General features: G+C 39.9%; 24 protein-coding genes. 10 read left to right on the top strand and 14 right to left on the bottom strand.

All coding sequences use genetic code 11. The features are described 5' to 3' along the window. Positions 1-100: 100 nt before the first annotated feature. The 6 genes from murQ to KV40_RS00955 form a co-directional block, all read right to left on the bottom strand. Entirely contained in the window at positions 101-1,015 is a 915-nt protein-coding gene (gene murQ, locus KV40_RS00980) for an N-acetylmuramic acid 6-phosphate etherase (protein ID WP_036477008.1), read from the bottom strand. A 60-nt stretch (positions 1,016-1,075) separates the two neighbouring features. Continuing rightward, the gene (locus tag KV40_RS00975; RefSeq protein WP_036477007.1) at positions 1,076-1,459 is read right to left on the bottom strand and encodes a DUF3110 domain-containing protein; all 384 of its coding nucleotides are present in this window, start codon (positions 1,457-1,459) and stop codon (positions 1,076-1,078) included. 205 nt (positions 1,460-1,664) lie between these two features. Beyond that, entirely contained in the window at positions 1,665-2,180 is a 516-nt protein-coding gene (locus tag KV40_RS00970) for a DUF2996 domain-containing protein (RefSeq protein WP_036477005.1), read from the bottom strand. 226 nt (positions 2,181-2,406) lie between these two features. After that, positions 2,407-2,757, bottom strand: coding sequence for a hypothetical protein (locus KV40_RS00965; RefSeq protein ID WP_036477002.1), 351 nt, complete (start codon positions 2,755-2,757; stop codon positions 2,407-2,409). A 543-nt stretch (positions 2,758-3,300) separates the two neighbouring features. Then, positions 3,301-3,624: a co-chaperone YbbN gene (locus KV40_RS00960; protein ID WP_036477000.1), complete on the bottom strand. Its 324-nt coding sequence runs from the start codon at positions 3,622-3,624 to the stop codon at positions 3,301-3,303. Positions 3,625-3,953: 329 nt separating this feature from the next. Next, positions 3,954-4,721 (bottom strand): PspA/IM30 family protein, encoded by a 768-nt coding sequence (locus KV40_RS00955; RefSeq protein WP_036476998.1) that lies wholly within the window; start codon positions 4,719-4,721, stop codon positions 3,954-3,956. A gap of 162 nt (positions 4,722-4,883) precedes the next feature. On the opposite strand from KV40_RS00955, the gene sbcD reads away from it, so the two are divergent. Then, positions 4,884-6,101 carry an exonuclease subunit SbcD gene (gene sbcD, locus KV40_RS00950; RefSeq protein ID WP_036476996.1) on the top strand — a complete coding sequence of 406 codons (1,218 nt, stop codon included), beginning with the start codon at positions 4,884-4,886 and terminating at the stop codon, positions 6,099-6,101. Between the two features lie 61 nt (positions 6,102-6,162). On the opposite strand, the gene KV40_RS36880 is transcribed toward sbcD, so the two are convergent. Then, the gene (locus KV40_RS36880; protein WP_256381098.1) at positions 6,163-6,288 is read right to left on the bottom strand and encodes a hypothetical protein; all 126 of its coding nucleotides are present in this window, start codon (positions 6,286-6,288) and stop codon (positions 6,163-6,165) included. A 244-nt stretch (positions 6,289-6,532) separates the two neighbouring features. Here KV40_RS36880 and KV40_RS00945 point away from each other — a divergent pair, with 244 nt between their 5' ends. Then, complete coding sequence (locus tag KV40_RS00945; RefSeq protein ID WP_052055236.1) at positions 6,533-7,345, top strand: hypothetical protein; 813 nt, start codon at positions 6,533-6,535, stop codon at positions 7,343-7,345. A 117-nt stretch (positions 7,346-7,462) separates the two neighbouring features. Here KV40_RS00945 and KV40_RS37145 read toward each other — a convergent pair whose 3' ends face one another. Beyond that, a complete protein-coding gene (locus KV40_RS37145) occupies positions 7,463-7,552 on the bottom strand; it encodes an ADYC domain-containing protein (RefSeq protein WP_371260756.1) in 90 nt (29 codons plus the stop codon). Positions 7,553-7,607: 55 nt separating this feature from the next. After that, a complete protein-coding gene (locus KV40_RS34490; protein WP_156113898.1) occupies positions 7,608-7,775 on the bottom strand; it encodes a hypothetical protein in 168 nt (55 codons plus the stop codon). An 89-nt stretch (positions 7,776-7,864) separates the two neighbouring features. Between KV40_RS34490 and KV40_RS00940 the strand changes: the two genes are divergently transcribed. After that, on the top strand, positions 7,865-8,284 hold the full coding sequence (locus KV40_RS00940; RefSeq protein ID WP_036476995.1) for a hypothetical protein: 420 nt from the start codon (positions 7,865-7,867) through the stop codon (positions 8,282-8,284). 63 nt (positions 8,285-8,347) lie between these two features. On the opposite strand, the gene KV40_RS00935 is transcribed toward KV40_RS00940, so the two are convergent. Then, complete coding sequence (locus KV40_RS00935) at positions 8,348-10,111, bottom strand: iron uptake porin (RefSeq protein WP_253274121.1); 1,764 nt, start codon at positions 10,109-10,111, stop codon at positions 8,348-8,350. A 1,074-nt stretch (positions 10,112-11,185) separates the two neighbouring features. Between KV40_RS00935 and KV40_RS00930 the strand changes: the two genes are divergently transcribed. The 4 genes from KV40_RS00930 to KV40_RS00915 are packed head-to-tail and all read left to right on the top strand — an operon-like array spanning position 11,186 to position 14,528. Then, positions 11,186-12,043, top strand: coding sequence for a phosphate ABC transporter substrate-binding protein (locus KV40_RS00930; protein ID WP_156113897.1), 858 nt, complete (start codon positions 11,186-11,188; stop codon positions 12,041-12,043). Further along, a complete protein-coding gene (gene pstC, locus KV40_RS00925) occupies positions 12,003-12,872 on the top strand; it encodes a phosphate ABC transporter permease subunit PstC (RefSeq protein WP_216595483.1) in 870 nt (289 codons plus the stop codon). Before KV40_RS00930 ends, pstC begins: the two co-directional genes overlap by 41 nt. Continuing rightward, positions 12,872-13,717: a phosphate ABC transporter permease PstA gene (gene pstA / locus KV40_RS00920; protein ID WP_036476991.1), complete on the top strand. Its 846-nt coding sequence runs from the start codon at positions 12,872-12,874 to the stop codon at positions 13,715-13,717. Before pstC ends, pstA begins: the two co-directional genes overlap by 1 nt. Next, positions 13,710-14,528, top strand: coding sequence for a phosphate ABC transporter ATP-binding protein (locus tag KV40_RS00915; protein ID WP_052055235.1), 819 nt, complete (start codon positions 13,710-13,712; stop codon positions 14,526-14,528). The genes pstA and KV40_RS00915 overlap by 8 nt, the downstream gene beginning before the upstream one ends. Before the next feature lie 90 nt (positions 14,529-14,618). Here KV40_RS00915 and KV40_RS00910 read toward each other — a convergent pair whose 3' ends face one another. Beyond that, a complete protein-coding gene (locus KV40_RS00910; protein WP_036476990.1) occupies positions 14,619-15,980 on the bottom strand; it encodes an 8-oxoguanine deaminase in 1,362 nt (453 codons plus the stop codon). Between the two features lie 595 nt (positions 15,981-16,575). On the opposite strand from KV40_RS00910, the gene KV40_RS00905 reads away from it, so the two are divergent. Beyond that, positions 16,576-16,866, top strand: a complete 291-nt coding sequence (locus tag KV40_RS00905; RefSeq protein WP_036476989.1) for a hypothetical protein — start codon at positions 16,576-16,578, stop codon at positions 16,864-16,866. Positions 16,867-17,102: 236 nt separating this feature from the next. Here KV40_RS00905 and KV40_RS00900 read toward each other — a convergent pair whose 3' ends face one another. Together KV40_RS00900 and KV40_RS00895 are read right to left on the bottom strand one after the other, a co-directional pair. Continuing rightward, positions 17,103-17,909 carry an SDR family oxidoreductase gene (locus KV40_RS00900; protein WP_036476988.1) on the bottom strand — a complete coding sequence of 269 codons (807 nt, stop codon included), beginning with the start codon at positions 17,907-17,909 and terminating at the stop codon, positions 17,103-17,105. Positions 17,910-18,033: 124 nt separating this feature from the next. Continuing rightward, on the bottom strand, positions 18,034-19,167 hold the full coding sequence (locus KV40_RS00895; protein ID WP_036477227.1) for a glycosyltransferase family 1 protein: 1,134 nt from the start codon (positions 19,165-19,167) through the stop codon (positions 18,034-18,036). Between the two features lie 443 nt (positions 19,168-19,610). Here KV40_RS00895 and KV40_RS00890 point away from each other — a divergent pair, with 443 nt between their 5' ends. Beyond that, positions 19,611-19,817, top strand: a complete 207-nt coding sequence (locus KV40_RS00890) for a hypothetical protein (protein WP_036476987.1) — start codon at positions 19,611-19,613, stop codon at positions 19,815-19,817. A 120-nt stretch (positions 19,818-19,937) separates the two neighbouring features. Here the strand turns inward: KV40_RS00890 and KV40_RS00885 are convergent, their stop codons facing one another. Continuing rightward, a complete protein-coding gene (locus KV40_RS00885) occupies positions 19,938-20,312 on the bottom strand; it encodes a DUF423 domain-containing protein (RefSeq protein ID WP_036476986.1) in 375 nt (124 codons plus the stop codon). 214 nt (positions 20,313-20,526) lie between these two features. Between KV40_RS00885 and KV40_RS00880 the strand changes: the two genes are divergently transcribed. Next, positions 20,527-22,252, top strand: a 1,726-nt coding sequence (locus tag KV40_RS00880) for an integrin alpha (RefSeq protein ID WP_036476984.1), incomplete at its 3' end; no start/stop codon positions are given.

Here is a 22,252-nt window from a genome sequence, read left to right as displayed (position 1 = left end):
CATTAGGAATTACAACACTATTTTATAAGAATAATTACCGAGAAGTTAATACAATGAGCAATGAACAGTGTTTACCGATCTGTTGATAATTGCTAATTGCTCATTGCACACTGTGTAGAGCAGCTCTAAGATTACCGTTGTTTTGTAATAGTAGTTCGGATGCTGCCGTTGCATCCAAACCAGTCCAGTACATTAATAGAGCTAGTTTGACTTTTTTATTGCTGCGCTGTAACAATTGTTCTGCTTCTTGACGATCTAAGTCTGTAAGATCGCTAATTATTCTCAAGGCGCGATCGTGTAATTTGCTGTTGGTTACGGCTACATCAATCATGCGATTGCCGTATACTTTGCCTAGACGCACCATAACTCCTGTAGAAAGAATATTCAACGCCATTTTTGTAACGGTTCCTGCTTTGAGTCTGGTAGAGCCTGTTAAGATTTCTGGTCCTACTAACAAACGGATATCGATATCGGCATCTATAGGAACTTGTTCGGCACTAACGCAGCTTATAGCAATAGTAGCTGCGTCTAACTCTTTGGCAGCCTGCAACGCTCCATGTACAAAAGGTGTAGTTCCTCCCGCAGTGATCCCTACAACTACATCAAATTTGGTTATGGATTCGCTAAAAATGACATTTTTACCGTCTGACTGGCTATCTTCTAAAGCTTCAGAACTTTTGACCAGGGCATCGTCGCCTCCAGCAATAATTCCTCGAATTAATTCTGGAGGGGTGCAAAAAGTTGGAGGACATTCGGCTGCATCTAAAACTCCCAATCTACCGCTAGTACCCGCACCAACATAAAATAGTCTCCCTCCCTGGCTTAGCGAACTGGCGGTAAGCTCGATCGCTTCTGCTAGTTGAACTCTTGCTTTGGCAATTGCTTCTATAGTTTGGCGATCTTCTTGATTGAACAAATCGACTAGTTCTAATGTAGACAGGCGATCTAGATTGCTGCTGCGAGAATTTGTGCGTTCGGTTAGAAGATGTCCTCTCGATGGTAAATTGTCTTTCATCCTCTGTTATCTCAAATTTTAGCGATCGCCAAACGGACTCGATTCCTATTATTAACCAAATTATAAAAGTCCTTCTAGCTGTTGGCGAATTCGTTCTAGTTCGGCTTCTGCGAGCGAGGAATTGGACGAAGTTTCATTGGCAGTTGGTGGCTCTTCGTCATTCCAATCTGGTTGCTCGACGTTTTTCTCGGGAGGAACTGCTAATTTTTCGCTATCGACAATTTCCCAACCATAGTCGCTTTGACGGCAGAATGCTTCTACTTCTTCAGAATCTATTGCTTCTACTGAAGGAGCGGGAAAATCTTGTGCTTCTAGTAACCCTGCATAACGAAGCGCGTCATCTTCCTCTTTAAACATTAGTATGGTGTTGCGATCGCCGATCTGAATGGTATGAATTCCCTCATTTTCGGTTCTGGCATTAAATAGCAATATATATACGCGCATCTCAAGTAAATATTAGTAATATTTATGACAATTACATCACAAAATAGACCATATTAGTATTTTGAAATAAACAAATGTAAAATTGCTTACCGCCTATTATTAAAAAATGAGCGATTTTTAAAGCAGCTTGCAGAGAGCAATAAGCCCGACAACATTCGCTTCGCGATTGCCAAAGGCAGCGCGCATACTGCGATCGCACGCGCTCTTAGTTTCTAGTTAACCATTTTTGAGCGTTAAGACGCTGCAAAACATACATAACTAATAAATCTAAAGTTACTTTACGTTCGTCAATCATAAAGGACTCAATCGTGCTAGGTTTAGCACCGCCAGCAGAATAGGAAAAGGCTTTTTTCCCCGTGATATCTTCTTCTGGAAAATAAAGTTTGAACTGACGTTTACCTTGTTGCCAGTTACCGATTACCTGCCAACATTCATCGTTTAATTCTGCTCCTTCTAAAGTTATATTTTGCTTGGTAAAGGTTAAATTTATATCTTCAATCCCTTCATCAGCAAACGCTTTTTGCAGTGCGGGAGTAAAGTATTCTTCAATAAATTCAGTAAAGGGCTTATCTTCTGGCTTTTCTTGCTTTTTTTTATCAGCAGGCTTGTTTTTAGCTGCTGATTTTGCTTTTGTATCTTTACCTTCTTGCTTGTTAGTTTCTTCTGCTGATTTTGCTTTTGCCTCTTTACCTTCTTCTTGCTTGTTAGTTTCCTCTGCCATGTTTTACCAAATATAGAGCGTGGGCTAAAGTTAAGTAGTCGATATTTAAGTTTATGGTATTTCGGAAATATTTTACCATAGGCGATAAATCAGCAGTTAATTTATTGCATGGCAGGATAAGTCAGACATAAGTAACATAGTAAGCTATATTATTTACACCTACCTTGGCGATCGCTCATCTACCTATTGCATAACTTTGTATTGTTTTTAGCGACATCTTTCAAAATTAGTAAGTTACGCTTGGCTTGGTTATAATCCAGTTCATTAACTCTTTAAAAAAGAAATAAGAATCCCAAAAAATATAGCTATAAGTTCCTACTATTAAAGTTGTTATTATCAAACTTACTTTTTTCAGTTTGCTGGCACTAACATAAGCCAACCAGTAAACGACAAAAGGTGTCGTCCAATAAAAAAAAATTCCAAATCCAAATGTTTTAAATGTTGTAGCAAAAAAACGGTCTGGTATGTGTGTAGCTAGTTTTAAGAAAAAACAACAGGCTAACATTCCGACAACAAATTGAACTAAATTGTTTTTTAAAAGTAAAAATAAATCTTTTTTAGCGTTAGTTTTTTTCATTATAATTTTTCGGTTTTTTTGTCGATTTAGACAAAAAAATTTATAAATATTTGTTTGCTTCTCATGTAAGCAATTATATCTAAGTGTTTATAACTATTTATTGAAGAGTTAGCAAAGTTTGCTACGTAAATATAATGATAGCGTGTAGAAATACTACATTATTGCTACCAATATCGTGTAAACCTCACACAAAATTTTTTATTACCAGATATTTTTCAGTCGTGTTCGAGCAAAGCTGTACGACTTTGAAAATTACTTAAATATGGTTTGAAATTCTGTATTTTGTAAGCTGTATTGTGCTATAGGCACTTAGAGTTGCGTCAAATTAGTTAACGCTTACTGTAATTTCCATTTTGTAAAGATAGCTGTAGCGAGCCTGAAAATTATGGATGTGGAGAATTTACAGACTAATTTACAGCAATAAAAGAAAAAATAAATTGGCGATCGCAAGTCTTCAATTCAAAATTGGCAATCTATTGGGTGGGGTAAATTATGCCCACCCATAATTCTGTTAAAAATAGATTTTGTTTGAGTAATAATTAGTTATAAATGTTTTTCGAGCATAGTTTGCAGTTGCTGTTTGCCGATCGCGCCTTCATGAGAAGAGATGACGCTATCGTCTTTAAACAATCTCAAAGCTGGTACGCCTTCAACTTTACATTTGGCTACAGATTCAGGATTAGTATCCATTTCTAACTTAACTACTTTCAGGCGATCGCTGTAATTGTCTGCTGCCCAATTTATCGAAGGGGCAACCAAACGGCAGGGACCACACCAGTCTGCCCAAAAATAAACTAATACTGTTTTATCGGCTGTCAGTACTTCTCGCTCGAATTCTTTGTCTTCTATTTCAATTACTTTACTCATTACTTCTCGCTCCTAATCTAACGACGAATACCTTAAACAAACTTTATCGAACTGTGGTCAAAAATGGAAATAGCAGGTAACTAGTACCGCTAGGCGAAAGTTAAAAGATAAAAGCGCACCGCCTGCGCTGAGGATACCTCAGCGTAAAGACGGAGCAAGAAGCCAAAGGTTTTAAACTATAAGGCTTTCAATATTTTTAAACGGTTTTTTACTTATGTCCTAGTCCACTGATACCTGCTTTAACTACTAGCGAAAGCAATCTATTAATTGTCAATTGTTACTATGCCGCACAAAATTTTTCCCAGTATTGAAGTCATTAAGGATCTAGTCTAACGATCTAGCTGAGAACGCAGTTCGTCCAACTCGGCATCAATTACCGAATCATTAGGAGATGTGTCAGATTCTTCGGCAGCAGGTAAAGCTTCTTGTTTTGGAGAAGCACCAGATAACTGAGCCTTCATTGCTGCAAGCTCGTCATCAACTCCGCTACTGGCTTCGAGTTGGGCAAACTGTTGCTCGATTCCCGAACCGCCTAATTCGGCAGCAGATTCGGATTCTGCTTCTAACTGCATTACCTTATCTTCCATACGCTCGAAGGCTCCCATGGCGCTATTGGTACTCAGATTATTGACGCTATCCTGTAGCTGTTTTTGAGCTTTAGCAGCATTGGCTCTGGCGCGGAGCATATCTTTTTTGGTTTTAGCTTCGGAAATTTTACTTTCTAAAGCGATCAAACTGCGCTTGAGAGTAGAGACGTTTTTACTTTGTTGATCTAGCTGCGCTTTTAGAGTAGCGGCAGTATCGGCAAAAGATTTTTTGCGTACCAATGCTTCGCGAGCCAGATTTTCATCACCCTTAGAAAGAGCTAGTTGCGCTCTTTGCTGCCAGGTATTAGCTTCAGACTGATTTTTGTTGTACTGTTGCTCGGTTCGTTTTTGAGTCGCGATCGCGCGGGCAACGGCTTGGCGAAGTTGCACCAAGTCTTCCTGCATATCGATTACGGCTTGTTCTAAAACTTTTTCGGGGTCTTCGGCTTTGCTAACTAAGTCGTTAACGTTAGCTCGAACCACTCTGCTAAGACGATCGAATAATCCCATGATGACTGTAGATCCTTTATTCGTTGACAAAAAGCGTGAAAATTAGGCAAACTCAAGGATATTAGTCCGCCGTGAATTGCGTCTTTAGACTGCGATAGACTTTCACGTTTCTAGTGTTACACATTCCACTAGGCTACCTTCTATTTTAGGAAATAGGTCAAAATGATTAAAATCCTTCATCTATCTGATATTCACATGGGTAGCGGCTTCGCACACGGTCGCATCAATCCCGAAACGGGAATTAATACTCGTCTAGAAGATTTCCTCAACAGCCTCAGTCTTTGTATCGATCGCGCGATCGCCGAACCTGTAGATCTGGTATTGTTTGGTGGTGATGCTTTTCCCGATGCTACCCCCGCCCCCTATATTCACGAAGCTTTTGCCAGTCAGTTTCGCCGTTTGGCAGATGCTAATATACCTGCGGTGTTGCTAGTGGGCAATCACGACCAGCATTCTCAGGGCAATGGCGGCGCGAGTTTGTGTATCTATCGCACCTTGGTAGTTCCAGGCTTTATCGTCGGCGATACGGTAACAACCCATCGTCTGACTACGCGCAATGGCGAAATTCAAATAATTACTTTACCCTGGTTGAATCGCTCTACTCTATTAACTCGTCCTCAAACCGAAGGCTTAGATCTTGCCGAAGTTAACCAGCTATTAGTACAAACTCTTCAGCCAGTTTTAGAAGCCGAAATACGCCGTTTAGATCCCAACTTACCGACAGTCTTATTAGGTCATCTCATGGCGGATCGGGCTAATTTGGGTGCAGAGAAATTTTTGGCAGTAGGTAAAGGATTTACTATTCCTCTGTCGATGTTAATTCGCCCCGAATTTGATTACGTAGCTTTGGGACACGTCCACAAACATCAAAATCTCAACCCCACCAACGATCCCCCCGTAATCTATCCTGGCAGCATCGAACGAGTAGACTTTAGCGAAGAAAAAGAAGATAAAGGCTACATTTTACTGGAAATCGGATCGGGTAAAGCTGAGTGGGAATTTTGCTCTTTACCAGTGCGTCCCTTTTGTACTGTAGAAGTAGATCTTTCCCAGTCAGAAGATCCCCAAGCAGCAATTTTAGCAGCGATCGCCAAACAGCCAATCGAAGAGGCGGTAGTAAGATTAATCTACAAGCTTCGCTCCGAACAGCTAGAGTTAATTAATATTGCAGCAATCAACCATGCACTTAAAACCGCTCACAGCTACAGCATTCAACCTCAGTTAGTCAGTCAGTTAGCTCGTCCTCGTCTACCAGAACTGGGCGCGGGTAACACTTTAGATCCTATTGAAGCCCTAAAAACTTATTTAGATAACCGCGATGATTTAAAAGATCTAAGTAAAGATTTAATTGCAGCTGCAGAAGGTTTACTGAATAAATAGGGTTATTAGAGAAGAAGCAAGAGGCAATAGATAGTAGATTTAGCTAGTTTTTCTGATTTTTTTATTTACTGCCATACTGCAAAGCTGCTGGTATTTGTTCTTTTGTATTAACGTAGTTGGGCGATCGCTGTTCGATCGAATAAATTTGCTGTAGTTTATCGGAGCATTCTCGTTGCAGTTGGCTCAAATGAAGTAGTTTCGCTTTTTACCAAAACTCGATCGAGATAAATTTCACAGTCTGACTCTTGAGAAGTTATTCGAGCATTCTCAAGGCTATTGACTTGAGCGATCGCTCTTTGTCTTAAAATTGCTTAATTTAAAATCCTAGTTTCGGTTAGGTTTGAAAATTTTTGATTGAGTACAAGCTTTTGACATTAATAACAAGTTGTGGTTCTATCGAAAGTTAACATTAAATTAACAATAGTTTAAAAATGTACGATATTGAACCCCAAGAGTACAATGCCAATAATTTTCTTAAAAAATCCAGTACAGCAAAGCAGCCGCTTATTATAACGGTTTCTTTTGAATTGCGAAAACTTTTAGAAATTAGATTTGAGCCTAAGACGATTTTTAAAATAATTACTTTATTAGTAATTATTTTGGTCGTAATTAGTACCGTGGGACAAATGTATAAATATATTTTGGCTGATGGCAACGAAAATATACTAATTAAACTGTTTTATCTAAATAATGAAAAAAATCTGCCTACGGCTTATTCTTCTTTGTCTTTGTTATTTTGCAGTTTGTTACTAGCTGTTATTGCTATAAATAAACACATCAGGAGCGATCGCTATCGATTTCATTGGACTACTTTATCTCTAATTTTTTTATATCTTTCTGTAGATGAAGCAATCTCTATTCATGAAAAAAGTATTGAAACAACTCGCAATTTACTTAATACTACTGGCTTTTTTTACTATGCTTGGATAATTCCAGTCATGTTTCTACTTGTTATTTTTATTCTATTTTATTTGAAGTTTATTAAAAGGCTACCACAAAAAACTAGATTTTTATTTTTATTCGCAGGAATGCTATTTATAGTCGGCGCGCTTGGTATAGAAATGATTGGTGCAAAAATATATGTGATGCAAAATAAAAGTGAGAAGAATTTAATTTATGCAATGGTTGCTACTCTCGAAGAAACTTTAGAAATGATGGGAACTACAGTTTTTATTTATGCTTTATTAGATTACATTAAAAAATACATTAGGTATTCAAACCTCCAAGTGGTTTTAAAAAGATGAAAAAAAGATAGAAAACAAGTATGGGCGAGTACTAAAGCACCATCTGCACCCCAAACTGCTTAAAACATCAGTCCGCTATTCGGTTCTGGTTGCTGTATTCCCAGGCAATCGTAAACATCAGTTAACCTGCCGTCTTTTAGTATGACTAATACCGTTACCGCAATAACCAGCCCGTGTCATACGCGTACAGGCTTCATGATAGTACAGAAATTTAATGAACAGTGAACAGCGACAATAATTTAGCTGCGAGAGTGTTACTTGCTCATTGCTCCTGGAAAAGTTGAGGTCGATCTTTACTGGTAGGACGAGATACCTGTCCCGTTAAACTAGAAGTATTAAGTTGAAGTTCAGCTTCGGCAAAATTAGCATAAGCCAATATTCCCAAACTAAGTTCTACCGCCAGCAAGATGTTGAATAAATTGGTTTTCATAGTAAATTGAACTTCCTTGAATTTTCAATTTTTAATTTACGAAGCGATAGAGAATAACTAAGGAAGTTTTTATTAATAGAGGATGCAAAATGGAACGAGGATTACTCTGGCTACCGTTATTGCTAGCGTTTATTTGGCTGGCTTGGAGTGGCTGGAATGAATATCAAAAGCTAGAGGCTTATAAAGTTTGGGCAGAACGGTTCGACAAAGCCAAATATGATATTTATGCCGTACTAGGACAAAAAGATGCAAAGTTGACTTGGGGCAAGCCTACTCGTAAGGGCATGGTAGATTTAGAGAGTTTTTTCCTTGATGACGTTACCGCAATAGACTTAATGGTAGGCGATCGCGTCGTAGAGTTTGATAGAATTCCTACTAAAGGAAAAGCCGCTCTTAAATTCAGTCGCAATGCTGCCGACTCGTTACAGATTCCCTTTACCGATATTGGTTTGGCTGCCAAATGGTGCCAATATTTACGGCAGGAACGAGAGAAAGTAACGAGTACGTAGTTATACCGATTAAAAAATGTTTGCAACATACGAAATTTTAGTAGGGGCGTTTCGCGAAACGCCCTAAAATCCAAACTGCAATCTCACGTTACCCACATAAATATTAGGATTGTCTTCAAAGTTATTGGGATTGGCGACTAAATAAAAAGCTGGAACTATGGCAATGTTATCGTTAATAGGATAGTGCAAAGTTACTTCAAACTCATATTGAGTGCCGCCATCTCCCGCACCAGAAACCAAAAACTCTTCGCCGTCTATGACATCAAAGGGAATGACAAAAGAAAAAGTTCCCAAACCCCCTTCCTTAATTAAGTCGGGAAACGCTATTCCTGCTTGGAAAGCTTGAGCGTTAACTTCGCCATCATCTAAAGCTGGATTTCTGGGAAAAATGCTGGTACTACCATAGCTGTAGCGTCCAAAAACGCCGAGCCAATCCAAAATTGTCCAATCAAAGCTAACTGCAAAAGTATCGGCAGGTGCATCGCCAATGGTACCGCCAAAGCCATCGTCGGCAACACCATAAATCGGTTCGCCCGTAGCACCACCGACACCAAAGCCAGTAATGTTTCCAGCAGCATCAAGTATTGGTTGATTGTTATCTAAAGTCGATCGCGTGTAGAGCAGACGAATATTAGCTTTATCGGCAATCTCTAAATCTATTTCGGCGGTAATAGTTTGTGTGGCACTAAAAAAACCTTTATTAGGATCGGACGAAGTATTATAAAACTCGGAAGGTAAAAATTCCGTATTCTCTCCTAAATAACCAACTTTGAAAGTTAGAAAATCATTAAAGTCGTAAGTTACTACCGCTCCCGAACCGCGATCGATTGCATTAACTAAAGTTCCACCGCTAGAGTTATAGCTACTGGCTCCATTGAGAAAAAGGGTATAGGCATTGTTATCAAAATAGCGATACCAGTTGATTCTAGGTCCCACTACTACCCGCAATTTTTCGCCAATGGGAAAGTCATAAAATAGCTCGCGAACAGCGACGCTGCTGGCTTCTGGCGCGCCAGTCTGGTCGGTAAAGGGAACGCCAAAGGTATTATAAAGTCCTGCGGAAATAAAGGTATTGGCAGGAGAATTAGCATTACCTGCTACCAATTGAGTAACTAAAATATCTTCTCCTGTAAAAGAAGTATTAAAGTTAATCCAGGAATAATAGCTAAAGGTAATTTCTGGATCGCTAGTAATATCACTAACTATAGGTTCGCCATCTGCTCCCCTCGCACCACGTCTGATGGTTAGAGGGGTATTCAAATCATTCGTTTCGGCGAGAACATCATCTTCAGCCGTAGCACCTGTAATATTAAAAAAGATATTTCCTGTAAGTTTGGTAGTAGTAGAAAATCGGTTGTCTTCTAAAACAGCAACTCTACCTTCAAGATTATCGACTCTGCCTCCTATGGCTGCTAGTTCGGCAGCAAATTCCTCGCTCAGGCGATTGATGGTGTCTAAATCTTCTCTAGAAACAGCACTGGAGGAAGCAATTAACCGCTCTATTTGGTTTAAGCAAGAATTTAAGCCTGCGGCGAATTCGTAACGGGTTATAGCTTGACTACCGCGAAATGTTTGGTTGGGATAACCAGCAATGCAACCATAGCGATCGACTAAGCTTCTCAAAGCTTCGTAAGCCCAGTCAGTTGGAGCGACATCTCGTAACTGGTTGACATTAGTTACCTGTGACATCCCATTAGGAACTTCTGGCTGTGGTTCCAAGGCAAAATCTTCTGAAGTATCTAGATCTTCAGCTAAAAACTCAATTTCAGCTATGGTAGCAGATGTGTTATCTTCAGTCTCAACTCTACTTTCGGTAAAACTTTTCACTTCTGAAGCTAAAGTCGATCTTGTTAAAAATGACAATAAAAATAGTGGGAAAAATATAAAAATTGGACTGTTAGCAAAATTGTTGCTGTTTGATAATAAACACCACAATCTCAATCTGAATGGTTTCATTTTAACTCTCACACCTAATAATCTTAGCGATCGAAGTTAGCATTGTTATTTGGTTGAGAAAGTATTGCTGTATACAGTATAATACTATTGGTTTATTAAGTTTTAAAAACTACGATCGCTGTATGTTATAGAAAACAGCTAAAATCAAAAATAATAAAACAATACTCGTGCTCGTCTCGTTTTTTATTCTTTAATGTATTGCTAGTATTAAAATAAAATAACTATTGAAAATCATTACTTGCAAACGAAATTTATAGCTTAAATATTGAATAAAAAAAATTAGGAAGTTGCAATATTTAACCAAACGCAATAAAGTGAGTATAAGAGCAAAGTTATTAAACTAGCAATATTATATTAGCAAAGAATAGTATTGTTTATTTGACGATTATTTTTTGACTGTAAAGGTGTTTATTTAACAATTAACTTCCTTGCTATGCGTTCGGCTTTTTCTTGTAAAGCTGCTAATTATACGGTAGATAACTTACCTCGCTCTACTATTTTTTGCCGTCAATAAAACTGTATTCTACATAGTCAGTTTGACAGCAAATTAAAGCTGCTACTGGATCTTGTTACGTACCTATAAAACCAGGGCGATAAAATTGGAAGCCGCTCCATTTATACCCAAACCTACTGAAATTTTGGCATTTAACATTTTACAAATTGGTGCGATCGCGCGATCGCTCAACTTAATCTAGTGAATGTGCCACACATCGATTCCCAGCTAGCCACACGATTTAATAATTGGTTGATACATTAATAAGTACGAGTTTGGAAGAGAAATTTAGCATATTTCCACTTTTGCTACACTATCTGTTGAAAACAGCCTAATAAATCGAACAGAACCAAATTAACTTTTTTTTCGTTAATCCGACAATACTTAATTTCTCAGAAAAAATTCAGTAAAAAAAGGTTTAATAAATAATTAAAAGAACATTAACAATTGAAATGACCGAAAAGTTTTTGAGTTTATTAGCTTTTAGTTTGTTTGTAGGATTGGGACTGACGGCTTGTAGCCAAAATTCTGCTAGTTTGGAATCTCAGAAATTGACTCTAACTGGTTCGAGTACGGTTGCCCCTTTAGCGAGTGAAATTGCCAAAAAATTTGAGGCAGAACATCCAGAAGTACGAATTGATGTACAAACAGGGGGATCTTCTCGTGGTTTGGCTGATGCAGTCCAAGGGTTAGCCGATATTGGTATGGTTTCGCGAAGTTTAGAAGAGAATGAAACCGAGCGATATCAAAGCTATGCGATCGCGCTTGATGGCATTGGCATTATTTTAGAAAGCAGCAACCCCGTTTCTAGCCTTAGTAACAAACAGGTAGTAGATATATATACGGGTAAAATTGATAATTGGCAAGAAGTAGGTGGAAATAATGCGCCTATTACCGTCGTTAACAAAGCAGAAGGTCGTTCGACATTAGAGCTATTTTTGGAATACTTTGAGTTAGAAAATTCTCAAATTCAAGCTGATGTCATTATTGGGGACAATCAACAGGGGATTAAAACCGTTGCAGGGAATAAAAATGCGATCGGTTATGTTTCCATTGGGGCAGCAGAAATAGATATTGACGCGGGTGTTCCTTTAAAATTGTTATCGGTAGGAGGAATAGATGCTAGTACCGCAACCGTTCGCGATGGCTCGTTTCCTCTATCACGCCCATTAAACTTGGTAACAACAGAAACACCTTCTGGCTTGACTGAAAAATTTATCGAATTTGCCCAATCGGAGAAAGTTCATAACCTTGTCGAAGCTCAAAATTTTGTCCCCATCTCTTCTGACCAATTGGTTAAGACACTATAAAGATTTATTTTTAGTTGGGCTACTTAAAATCTTAGCCGCGATCGCTGGTGCAATTATAGTATTGATTTTAAGTTTTCTCTTGAAGGAAGCTTTACCCGCACTGCAAGAAGTAGGAATTAAGGCTTTCTTTACCGATAAAACCTGGAATCCTAACGAAAAATCTTACAATTTAGTGCCGATGATTTGGGGAACGGCTTTTACTACTACTGGTGCGGTTTTACTAGCCACTCCCCTGGGTATTATTTCTGCGCTGTTTTGTCAGTATTACGCACCTAAAGCGATTGCCAGTAGCTATCGTCGTTTAATCGAACTATTAGCGGGTATCCCTTCGGTAGTCTATGGCTTTTGGGGATTGGTGGTGTTAGTACCGCTAATCACTCGGCTTCATCCTCCAGGGACGAGTTTGTTAGCGGGAATTGCTATTCTAACTTTAATGATTTTGCCGACTATTGCTTTGGTTGCTGATGCCACCTTTGCAGAAGTACCTCAAGAATATTTACTAGGTGCAGCAGCAATGGGTTTATCAAGCTGGGGAATAATTTGGCAAATTTTGTTACCTGTTTCCAAAGCGGGACTTCTTACAGGAGTAATTTTGGAAGTAGGTAGAGCAATTGGCGAGACTATGGCAGTTTTGATGGTATGTGGCAATGTAGTACAAATCCCTGATAGTATTTTTGACCCCGTTCGGACTCTAACGGCTAATATTGCTCTGGAAATGGCTTACGCTTTAGATAACCATCGTTCTGCTTTATTTGTCAGTGGTTTATTGCTGTTGAGCGTAATTATTTTTCTGGCGATCGCCATAGAGTTAGTTGAGAGAAAGGTGTGATGATTTCTCAAAAACAGCAAGGTATAGATAGAATAGTCAGTTTTTTATTCTGGGTAGTGCCGTTATCAGTTACCGCTATCTTTATTTGGATTTTGGGAGATATCGTGCGAGGTGGCATCGGGCGACTTAATTGGGCTTTTTTGACTACCGCTCCCTTAGATACGGGAAGACAAGGGGGCATTGCTCCAATTTTGGTTTCTACCCTGCTAATTTTGGCGGTTTGTTTGGCTGTATCTTTACCCATTGGTATTGGCACGGCAATTTTGCTGGCAGAATTTACCTCAGAACGAAACTGGTTTGGCAGATTGGTTCGTCGTAGTTTAGATGTCTTGGCAGGAGTACCTTCAATTGTCTTTGGTTTGTTCGGCAATGCCTTTTTTTCCCAAACCTTGGGGTTGGGTTTTTCGATTTTATCTGGGGGCTTGACTTTAGCCTGTATGGTGTTACCAATTTTAATTCGTGCTTCTGAAGTAGGCTTGAGAGCAGTTCCTAATGAGTATCGTTTGAGTTCTGCTGCTTTGGGTATATCTCGTACCAGCACTATATGGCATTTACTATTACCCGCAGCTATTCCAGGACTATTAGTCGGTTTGGTTTTGGGAATTGGTAGGGCGATCGCCGAAACCGCTGCTTTGATTTTTACCAGTGGTTATGTAGATCGTATGCCCACATCTTTGTTAGATTCTGGTCGTAGCCTATCGATTCACATTTTCGATCTGTCGATGAACGTTACGGGAGGAGATGCGAATGCTTATGGTTCGGCTTTAGTTTTAATTTTAATTTTGTTGCTAATTAATGCGATCGCTGCTTGGTTAGCAAATAGATACAATCATAGTTATGACTAAATCGATTAAGAATTTTTCTCATCATAAAATAGCTGATATTCAGCCTGTGATGCAAATTCAACAATTAAGCTTACGCTATGAGCATAGGCTGGCTTTCCAAGACATTACCCTCTCTATTCCTCAAAATTCAATCGTTGCCATAGTCGGACCTTCGGGTTGTGGTAAAAGTAGCTTTCTTAACTGTCTTAACCGTCTCAGCGATCTAATTCCCGACTGTACCGTTTCTGGTCGTATTCAACTAGGAACGCTTGATATACTTAACCCTAAAGTTAACACTACTGCCTTGCGTCGGCGCATCGGCACGATCTTTCAAAAACCCAATCCTTTCCCCATGTCGATCGAGAAAAATATTACTTTCCCACTTAAAGAACATGGTGTCAGGGATAAGCAAGAGCGCGATCGCGTAGTAAAAAGAGTTTTACAAGATGTAGGCTTGTGGTCGGAAGTTAAAGACCGTTTGCGAGATAGTGCTTTAAATCTTTCAGGAGGTCAGAAACAAAGACTGTGTATCGCTCGCACCCTAGCATTACAACCCGAAATTCTTTTGATGGATGAGCCTTGCAGTGCCTTAGACCCTATAGCTAGTGGTATTGTTGAAGATTTAATCGTTCTTCTGCGTCAAAAATATAATTACACGATCGTTATCGTGACTCATAACTTAGCTCAAGCAAAACGCATTGCTGACTATGCAGCTTTGTTTTGGATCGATAATGGCTGCGGTAGACTCATCGAGTTTGCTCCTGCAGAACAGTTTTTTAATGCTCCCAATTGCGAACTGACGAAGGCTTATATTAATGGTGCTAAAGGGTAAATTATAAGTTGCTTCGTTTGCTCGATCGCCTTCATGTCCAAGTTACCATTAAAGATTTTTTTGTTAAGTCATTTTTTAGCTGTAAAGTGTTTATTTCATAACTAATTCCCTTGCCATATCATTAGCTTTTTCTTGTAAAGCTGCTAATTCTACAGTAGTTAATTTACCTCGATCTACTACTTTTTTACCGTTAATAAAACTGTAGTCTACATAGTCGGTTTGACAGTAAATTAAAGCCGCTACTGGATCTTGTTGGGTACCTACAAAACCAGGGCGATCTAAATTAATAGCGATAAAATCGGCTGCCATACCTGGAGCGAGATAGCCAATATCATCTCTGCCTAAAACTTTCGCTCCGCCTCTGGTGGCAATTTCTAAGGCATCGCGAGCGGTCATGACTGCTGCCGACTCGTCTCGAACGCGAGCGAGTAAAAAAGCAGTACGGGCTTCGTGCAGTAAATTTGTAGCATCGTTTGAAGCCGCTCCATCTACACCCAAACCGACTGGAACTTTGGCATTTAACATTTTACGAATTGGCGCGATACCGCTTGCCAAACGCATATTGCTACAGGGACAGTGTGCCACACCAGTACCAGTTTGTCCGAATTGAACGATCGCGCGATCGCTCAACTTAACACAGTGAGCGTGCCAAACATCGTCTCCCAACCAGCCTACCGACTCGGCATAGTCTCCAGGGATTAAATTAAACTTTGACAGGCTATACTCTACGTCTCCTTTAGTTTCTGCCAAATGGGTATGCAGTCTTACTCCTGGATAACTCCTCGCCATTGCTGCCGACTCTTTCATTAAATCTTGAGATACAGAAAAAGGCGAACAGGGAGCGAGGACAATTCTCAGCATCGAATAGCGCGAATTATCGTGATATTGCTCGATAAGCCGCTGTGAATCTTTGAGAATATCGGTTTCGTTCTCTACTAAGAAATCTGGTGGCAACCCTCCCTGACTTTCCCCCACGCTCATACTGCCACGACTGGAATGAAACCGCAGACCAATTTCTGCTACAGCGCGAATTTGTTCGTCGAGGACGCAGTCATTGGGAAATAAATAATGATGGTCGCTAGCGGTGGTGCAGCCAGATAAAATTAACTCTGCGGCTGCCATCTGCGAACTATAATACATCCCTGCTGCGGTTAATTTATGCCACAGGGAATAATGTGCCGTCAGCCATTGAAACAAATCGCCATTTTGCCCTGCGGGGGTAACGCGGGTTAGGGTTTGGAAAAAATGATGATGGGTATTTACTAAACCAGGCAAGACTATATGTTTATCTTGTAAATCTATAATTTCATCGGCAGTATCTGGTAATTCCGCTGTCGTTCCCACTTGCTCGATAACATTGTCTCTAACCAACAGCGCACCATGACGAATCTCGCGCCGTGCTTCGTCCATAGTTACTAGGGTATGAATATTTTTAATTAGTAGAGTAGTCATAATAATAAAGTTAAGGACGAGCAGGCACAAATCAAATCATTGTTGGATATCTTAGCAATAGAAAAAATTTTTTATTGGTGCGAGTCTAATAATCAGATTGCTCTAAATTTTACGATATACTATCAATAGATTAATATTTATAATCTTGTTTGTATACAGTATGCAAATAAAAAGCAATAAAAAGTATTCAAAACTACCAAACTTTAAGATGAATTAGACTCAAACGGCGTACTTGTACGATCGCCGTTTGAGTCTTTCAAGATAATCGGGGCAGCTATCCCCCTCTGTATTCATAGGGATGAACTGCACATACTAGCTCGACACCTCCATAAATTTGACGAGCGACCCCGCGTCTTTTCAAGACGCTAGGGAACGCGCAAGTGTTGACCGTTCATACTGAACCAACTGCAACAACTCTCTTACTAATTTCTCTTGCTTAATCTCAACACTAACAATCTGCTCGATAGTGCGATCGCCACGAACAAATTATATTTAAAAAACTTACGATCGGTAGAATTTAAAAAATCTCTCTTTAGAGTCGTGTTTGTCTTTCTTTTAACTGTGAAACTAAATAATAAATACGAGCGTAGAGACTATGGAAAAAGAGACATTATTCGACAAATTCTTTCGTGACAGCAATGGAAATATTGTGATTGTACAACCACCAAACCTACCTATTATTGTTTGGGGTGTAGCTAGTTTGCTCAAACTAATCTTTACAACTGGCTTGATTAATGTAGGATTAGACCTAATAGCTTTTGGCTCTTTGTTTACCTGGGCGTGGCTTGAACTATTTCAAGGCGTTAATTATTTTCGCAGAACGTTAGGTTTCATCGTGTTAGTTGGATTTGTTGGGTTGAGAATTTTTAGCAACAATACAATTTAAATGAGTTTTTAGTCTTTAGTTCAATTAATTAATCGCCAGTAAAAACCAAAGCGATCGCAAATATTTTAACGAGCGATCGCCTCGACAGACATTTGACTATGTGTCCAGGACAGTCCTGGAAGAAACTGTACCCAACTGTAATAAACATTTTTCCATCAAGATTGAAAGCATTGTCATCTTAGATAAGATTTTCTTTTTCAAATCTAAAGTCACATACGGCGTAAGGATTTTTCCCGTCAATTGTTTTGGGAACTAACAGCACGAGCCGCAATTTTGTCTACTAAATTGGGAGCTAACAACTTCAACCATAAACCTAACTTTGCTTTAAAAGTCATTACTAGTTCGCGTCGGCGTTGGCTCATGGCTTCAATTATTAAATCCGCACATAACTCTGGAGACATAGAGTGCCGTTCTTTATTTAGAGTAGCTCGAACGGGTTTTCCTTTCGAGCCGATGATGCGATCGCGTATATCTGTAGCTACAAAACCAGGAGAAACAACTAAAACATCTACCCCCGTATCTTTTAACTCGATGCGTAGCGAATCAAAGAAGCCCTGTAGGGCATGTTTGCTAGCTGCATAACCGCTGCGAGTAGGAACGCCAGTTTTGCCAGTCAGAGAAGACACAGCCACCAGTAAACCGCGAGATTCTTTGAGGTAGGGTAAAGCATAGTAAGTACAGTAGACCGCACCTAGATAGTTAACCTGCATTAGCTTTTCAAACATCGAGAGATCTTGTATTTCCTCGAACCGCGCCCACATAGATATCCCTGCATTATTTATCAAACAGGCGATCGTGCCAAAAGCCGCCACACTATCTGCTATCAGTTTTTCACAACCTTCTTTACTAGTTACATCGGTAAAGACGACAATTGCCTTAGCTCCGACTTTGATACATTCACTTGCAGTAGTTTCTAAAGCCTCGCGATCGCGTGCTGCTAAAACCAGATTTGCACCCCGCCTTGCTAGCTTTACTGCTAAAACTTTGCCAATTCCCCTAGAAGCTCCTGTAATGATAATAGTTTTATTTTTAAAATCTAGCATTGAGTTTTGTTAGGTACGCTATTGACTCTAATTTGGCGATAAGTGCTTTCTTGTCGGGAGCTTAACCAAATGCTAACCAGAGAAAATCTCTTGTTTAGCTTATAGCTTATGGCTTATAGCTTTTTTAAGCCGCAGGAAATAACAATTCAGTATTTACTACATGACGATAATAATTTTGTAGATGGCGAGTAGCTGCTGCCCAGCCCCAACGTTCTGCTTCGCTACGAGCATTTTGCCTCAGTTGTTCTCTAATGTCTGTAGCTTCTAGCAAAGCTTTAGTGGCTTTAATGGCACCTTGAGGATCGTCTGGTTCAAATAGATAACCGTTAACTCCATCGGTAACAATATCGGGAATACCGCCAGAATTTGCCGCCACTACGGGACACCCCGCAGCCATAGCTTCTAATAAAACCAACCCTAAAGTTTCGGTACGGGAAGGAAAGATAAAAGCATCGGCAGAAGCATAAGCAGAGGCAAGTTCTAAACCTTGTAAATAGCCGACAAAATGCGTATTGGTATCGGCAAACTTTGCTTGTAATGCCTCTCGGTAAGGACCATCGCCGACAATTGCCAGACGCGCTTCGGGAATGGCTTCTAAGATCGGTTTAATTTCATCTATTTGTTTTTCTGCCGAGACTCTACCCACATAAAGTAATAAAGGACTGTCTGGATAACCTTGAGATAGACGCGATCGCATCTGTACAGAGGCTAAATGGGGCTGAAACATTTCTGTATCTACCCCTCGCTGCCAGAGATCTACCCGTTCGATACCGCGCTCGCTTAGTTCTTCTACCATTGCTGTAGAAGTACACAAGTTTAACCGAGCCTGATTGTGAGCGGCTTTAAGCAATTCCCAGAGTATTCCTTCTAAAGCTCCCAAGCCGTAATGTTGTAAATATTGTGGTAGATGGGTGTGATAGGAAGCAACCAGCGGAATATTCATGGTTTTGGCATAGTAAATTCCTCCCAAACCCAAGACGGCGGGATTGACCACATGAATCAAATCTGGTTGAAAAGCTTCTAGCTCATTTTTCGTACCGATAGGAGGCAGAGCTAATTTTAATTCTGGGTACAGTGGCAAGGGTAAACCTGGCACTCCGTATACTTTTGCCCCTTTGTATTCAGTTATACCTCCTTCGGGAGCTACTACTAAAACGCGATCGCCGTTACGTTCGAGATGTTCGATTGTGTGGCGCAAGCGAGTAACAATACCATCAACTTTTGGTAAGAAAGTTTCTGTAAATAAGGCAATACGCATAAAAAGTCTTAAAAATAATTGTTGAGATTGCTCGAAACCCCTGCTAAAGTCCGAAGGTTCTAACAGCGAGGTAGGCACTGTCTTCGGCAGATTTCTGAGTTGCGATTGGCTGAAACTAATTGATATTGTGCCAGAAGATGGTAACTCGGTTAATAAAAAAATTTTAGAAATTAGCAAGTATAGTAAAAGTCAAAAGTAATTTAGGCTTCAGGGAACGGGGAACGGGGAACGGGGAACGGGCAAGAGGCAAGAGTAGAAACTTTTTACTCGCTATTTTTAATTGTTTTAGTAGCTAAAATTGTTAGTAGATAAAACTTAAGATTGACATGAATACAGAGCGAGGGTTTTCATCTAAAATTATAGTTGCGATTTTTTAATCTAGTTCTCTAACGCTCGGTTGGATAAAAACAGTAGCCGCACAATCTACTTCCCCTCTCAAAGGTTTGTTTACACCAACCCAAGCTCAACAATTTTTTGAAGCAGGAAAACATCAATTAGAAACGAAAACAAAATTTTATCGTCCCGAACAAATTTTAGAGATCGATCGCGTAGAGTTCGATCGCAATTACCAGTTAGAATCAATGAAGGTGGAGACGATAGATCGCAGAGACACTAAAGCAGAATCATCTTCAGAAAACCCATCTCATTAAGCTACAACTGTTTTATAGTCATTCCAAATAAAACCATAGGGAAAACGTACTACTTATTGTTCACTGTTCCCTGTTCCCTCGAAACGATAAATTGGAACACAAGGAAATTAATTGGAACGACTATAGTTCCCAGGCGGCAACGAACAAACTAATCCAACCTGCAATTAAAGCTACACCACCAATAGGCGTAATTGCCCCCAAAAACTTGACATCACTTAATGCCAGAGCATACAAACTACCAGAAAAAATAACTGTACCGACTATAAAAGCCCAACCTGAAATTGCTAAGGCAGTAGGTAATGAAGCGGCGCGACTCAGCAGCAAAGCTACCATCAGTAAAGCTAGAGCATGATACATTTGATATTTAGTGCCAGTTTCCCAAATTTCTAAAGCGCGATCGCTCAATTTATTTTTCAGGGCATGACTGGCAAACGCACCAAAAACTACTGACAATCCGCCATAAACAGAGGCGATCGCTAAAAAAATTCGTGTCATTACTAATTTAATTTCAGAGAAATATTTTCCTGCAAAAATATTATATCGAACTCTTCAGTAAGGCGATCGCTGCTAATTTTTTACAGTTATTTTATTCGCCTTAAATAACAGCTTGATTTAATCTATATTATCTTTGATTTCAATATCGTCGAGATGAAAAAGTGAAGTTAAATTAGAACAGTCACATCGTTATAGAGCAATAAAAAAATTAAAGATGGTTAGTCCTTTATTAGATTTAACTGAATTGGATGGTGAAAATGGCTTTGCGATCGTTGGCTTGAGCGATTTTGGTAATTTGGGCGAAGCGGTAAGTAATGCAGGAGATGTTAATGGCGATGGTTTTGACGATTTAATTATAGGTGCGCCCGAAGCAGGAACGGCATTGTCTAGTTACAACCCTGATAGCTATGGTAGCTATCAGGGTGAAGCATATATTGTTTTTGGTAATGCTAATGGCTTTAATGCCACGCTAAATTTAAATAATCTCAATGGCAGCAACGGTTTTGTCGTTCGTGGTTTAGAAAATCTAGATAATTTGAGTGAAGCGGTAAGTAATGCAGGAGACATTAATGGCGATGGTTTGGATGACCTAATTATAGGCGCGCCTTTTGCAGGAGAAACAGTTTCTACTTCTGAGGGTTATAGCTATAACGATAATCGTGGTCAAGTCTACGTTATTTTTGGCAATACTAGTGGTTTCGCGCCTGAGTTCGATCTTAATAGTCTCGATGGCAGTAATGGTTTGAGCCTTAAAGGTTTGGATAGTTCCGATAATTTAGGTGCCGCCGTAAGTAGTGCTGGCGATATTAATGGCGATGGTTTTGATGATTTTGCTGTAGGTGCCCCTAATGCCAAATTTGGTGATGGCTACAGTAGTGAAGGGGAAGTATACATTATTTTTGGCAATTCTAATGGTTTGACCGCCAATTTCGATCTTAATAGCCTCGATGGGAATAATGGTTTTATAGTTCCAGGTATAAACAGTTACGGCAATTTGGGTGAAGCTATTAGTAATGCAGGAGACATCAATGGCGATGGTTTTGACGACCTGATTATTGGGGCATCTTATGCTGGAGAAGCAATTACCAGCCCCTATGGCTACAAGTATAGTAGTAGTCGTGGAGAAGCCTACGTTATCTTCGGCAGTAGTAATGGTTTTGCGCCTGAATTCGATCTCAATAATCTTGATGGCAGTAATGGTTTTGTCGTTCGCGGTTTAAATAGTTACGATAATTTGGGTAGGGCAGTTAGTAGTGCTGGAGATGTTAACGGTGATGGTATTGATGACATAATTATTGGTGCGCCTAATGTCAATGTTGGTGGTGCCTACAGTAGTGAAGGAGAAGCCTACGTTATCTTTGGCGGTAGTAATGGTTTTGCGCCCGAATTCGATCTCAATAGTCTCGATGGCAGTAATGGATTTAGTGTCATAGGTTTGGGTAGTTACGATAATTTGGGTACGGCAGTCAGTAGTGCAGGAGATGTTGATGGTGATGGTTTTGACGACATTATTGTAGGCGCACCCGATGCCGATGTTAGTGATGCCTATAGTAATGAAGGAGAAGCTTATATTGTTTTTGGTAAGGAGGAAGGCTTTACTGCCAGTGTTGACCTAGCCGATATAAATAGCGATCGAGGTGCTGCCATCCAGGGCGTAGATGATTCAGATAGTTTGGGTACGGGAGTGAGTAATGCAGGCGATATTAACGGCGATGGTTTAAATGACCTAATTGTAGGCGCGCCTGCTGCTAGTGATGATAATCGAGGAACTGCCTATGTTGTCTTTGGGTTTCAGCCTCTAGAACTTTTAGGTACCGCAGCAGACGATACTCTCTTGGGCAGTAGCGGCAGTGACTCAATTTTTGGCTTGGGTGGAAATGACAGTTTGGAAGGATTTGGCGGTAATGACGAACTTCTCGGCGGTTTGGGTAAAGATTCGA

This window comes from Myxosarcina sp. GI1 (assembly GCF_000756305.1).
Taxonomy (GTDB): Bacteria; Cyanobacteriota; Cyanobacteriia; order Cyanobacteriales; family Xenococcaceae; genus Myxosarcina.
Note: the sequence above shows the minus strand (reverse complement) of the source record. Positions and strands in the feature narration are given on the sequence as shown.

Coding starts and splice junctions, on each gene's coding strand:
- KV40_RS00965 (WP_036477002.1), bottom strand. CDS start 2,757: ATGAAAAAAACTAACGCTAAAAAAGATTTATTTTTACTTTTAAAAAAC.
- KV40_RS00970 (WP_036477005.1), bottom strand. CDS start 2,180: ATGGCAGAGGAAACTAACAAGCAAGAAGAAGGTAAAGAGGCAAAAGCA.
- sbcD (WP_036476996.1), top strand. CDS start 4,884: ATGATTAAAATCCTTCATCTATCTGATATTCACATGGGTAGCGGCTTC.
- KV40_RS00945 (WP_052055236.1), top strand. CDS start 6,533: ATGTACGATATTGAACCCCAAGAGTACAATGCCAATAATTTTCTTAAA.
- KV40_RS00900 (WP_036476988.1), bottom strand. CDS start 17,909: ATGCTAGATTTTAAAAATAAAACTATTATCATTACAGGAGCTTCTAGG.
- KV40_RS00955 (WP_036476998.1), bottom strand. CDS start 4,721: ATGGGATTATTCGATCGTCTTAGCAGAGTGGTTCGAGCTAACGTTAAC.
- KV40_RS00940 (WP_036476995.1), top strand. CDS start 7,865: ATGGAACGAGGATTACTCTGGCTACCGTTATTGCTAGCGTTTATTTGG.
- KV40_RS00915 (WP_052055235.1), top strand. CDS start 13,710: ATGACTAAATCGATTAAGAATTTTTCTCATCATAAAATAGCTGATATT.
- KV40_RS00895 (WP_036477227.1), bottom strand. CDS start 19,167: ATGCGTATTGCCTTATTTACAGAAACTTTCTTACCAAAAGTTGATGGT.
- KV40_RS00975 (WP_036477007.1), bottom strand. CDS start 1,459: ATGCGCGTATATATATTGCTATTTAATGCCAGAACCGAAAATGAGGGA.
- KV40_RS00960 (WP_036477000.1), bottom strand. CDS start 3,624: ATGAGTAAAGTAATTGAAATAGAAGACAAAGAATTCGAGCGAGAAGTA.
- KV40_RS34490 (WP_156113898.1), bottom strand. CDS start 7,775: ATGAAAACCAATTTATTCAACATCTTGCTGGCGGTAGAACTTAGTTTG.
- KV40_RS00930 (WP_156113897.1), top strand. CDS start 11,186: ATGACCGAAAAGTTTTTGAGTTTATTAGCTTTTAGTTTGTTTGTAGGA.
- murQ (WP_036477008.1), bottom strand. CDS start 1,015: ATGAAAGACAATTTACCATCGAGAGGACATCTTCTAACCGAACGCACA.
- KV40_RS00885 (WP_036476986.1), bottom strand. CDS start 20,312: ATGACACGAATTTTTTTAGCGATCGCCTCTGTTTATGGCGGATTGTCA.
- pstA (WP_036476991.1), top strand. CDS start 12,872: ATGATTTCTCAAAAACAGCAAGGTATAGATAGAATAGTCAGTTTTTTA.
- KV40_RS00910 (WP_036476990.1), bottom strand. CDS start 15,980: ATGACTACTCTACTAATTAAAAATATTCATACCCTAGTAACTATGGAC.
- KV40_RS00905 (WP_036476989.1), top strand. CDS start 16,576: ATGGAAAAAGAGACATTATTCGACAAATTCTTTCGTGACAGCAATGGA.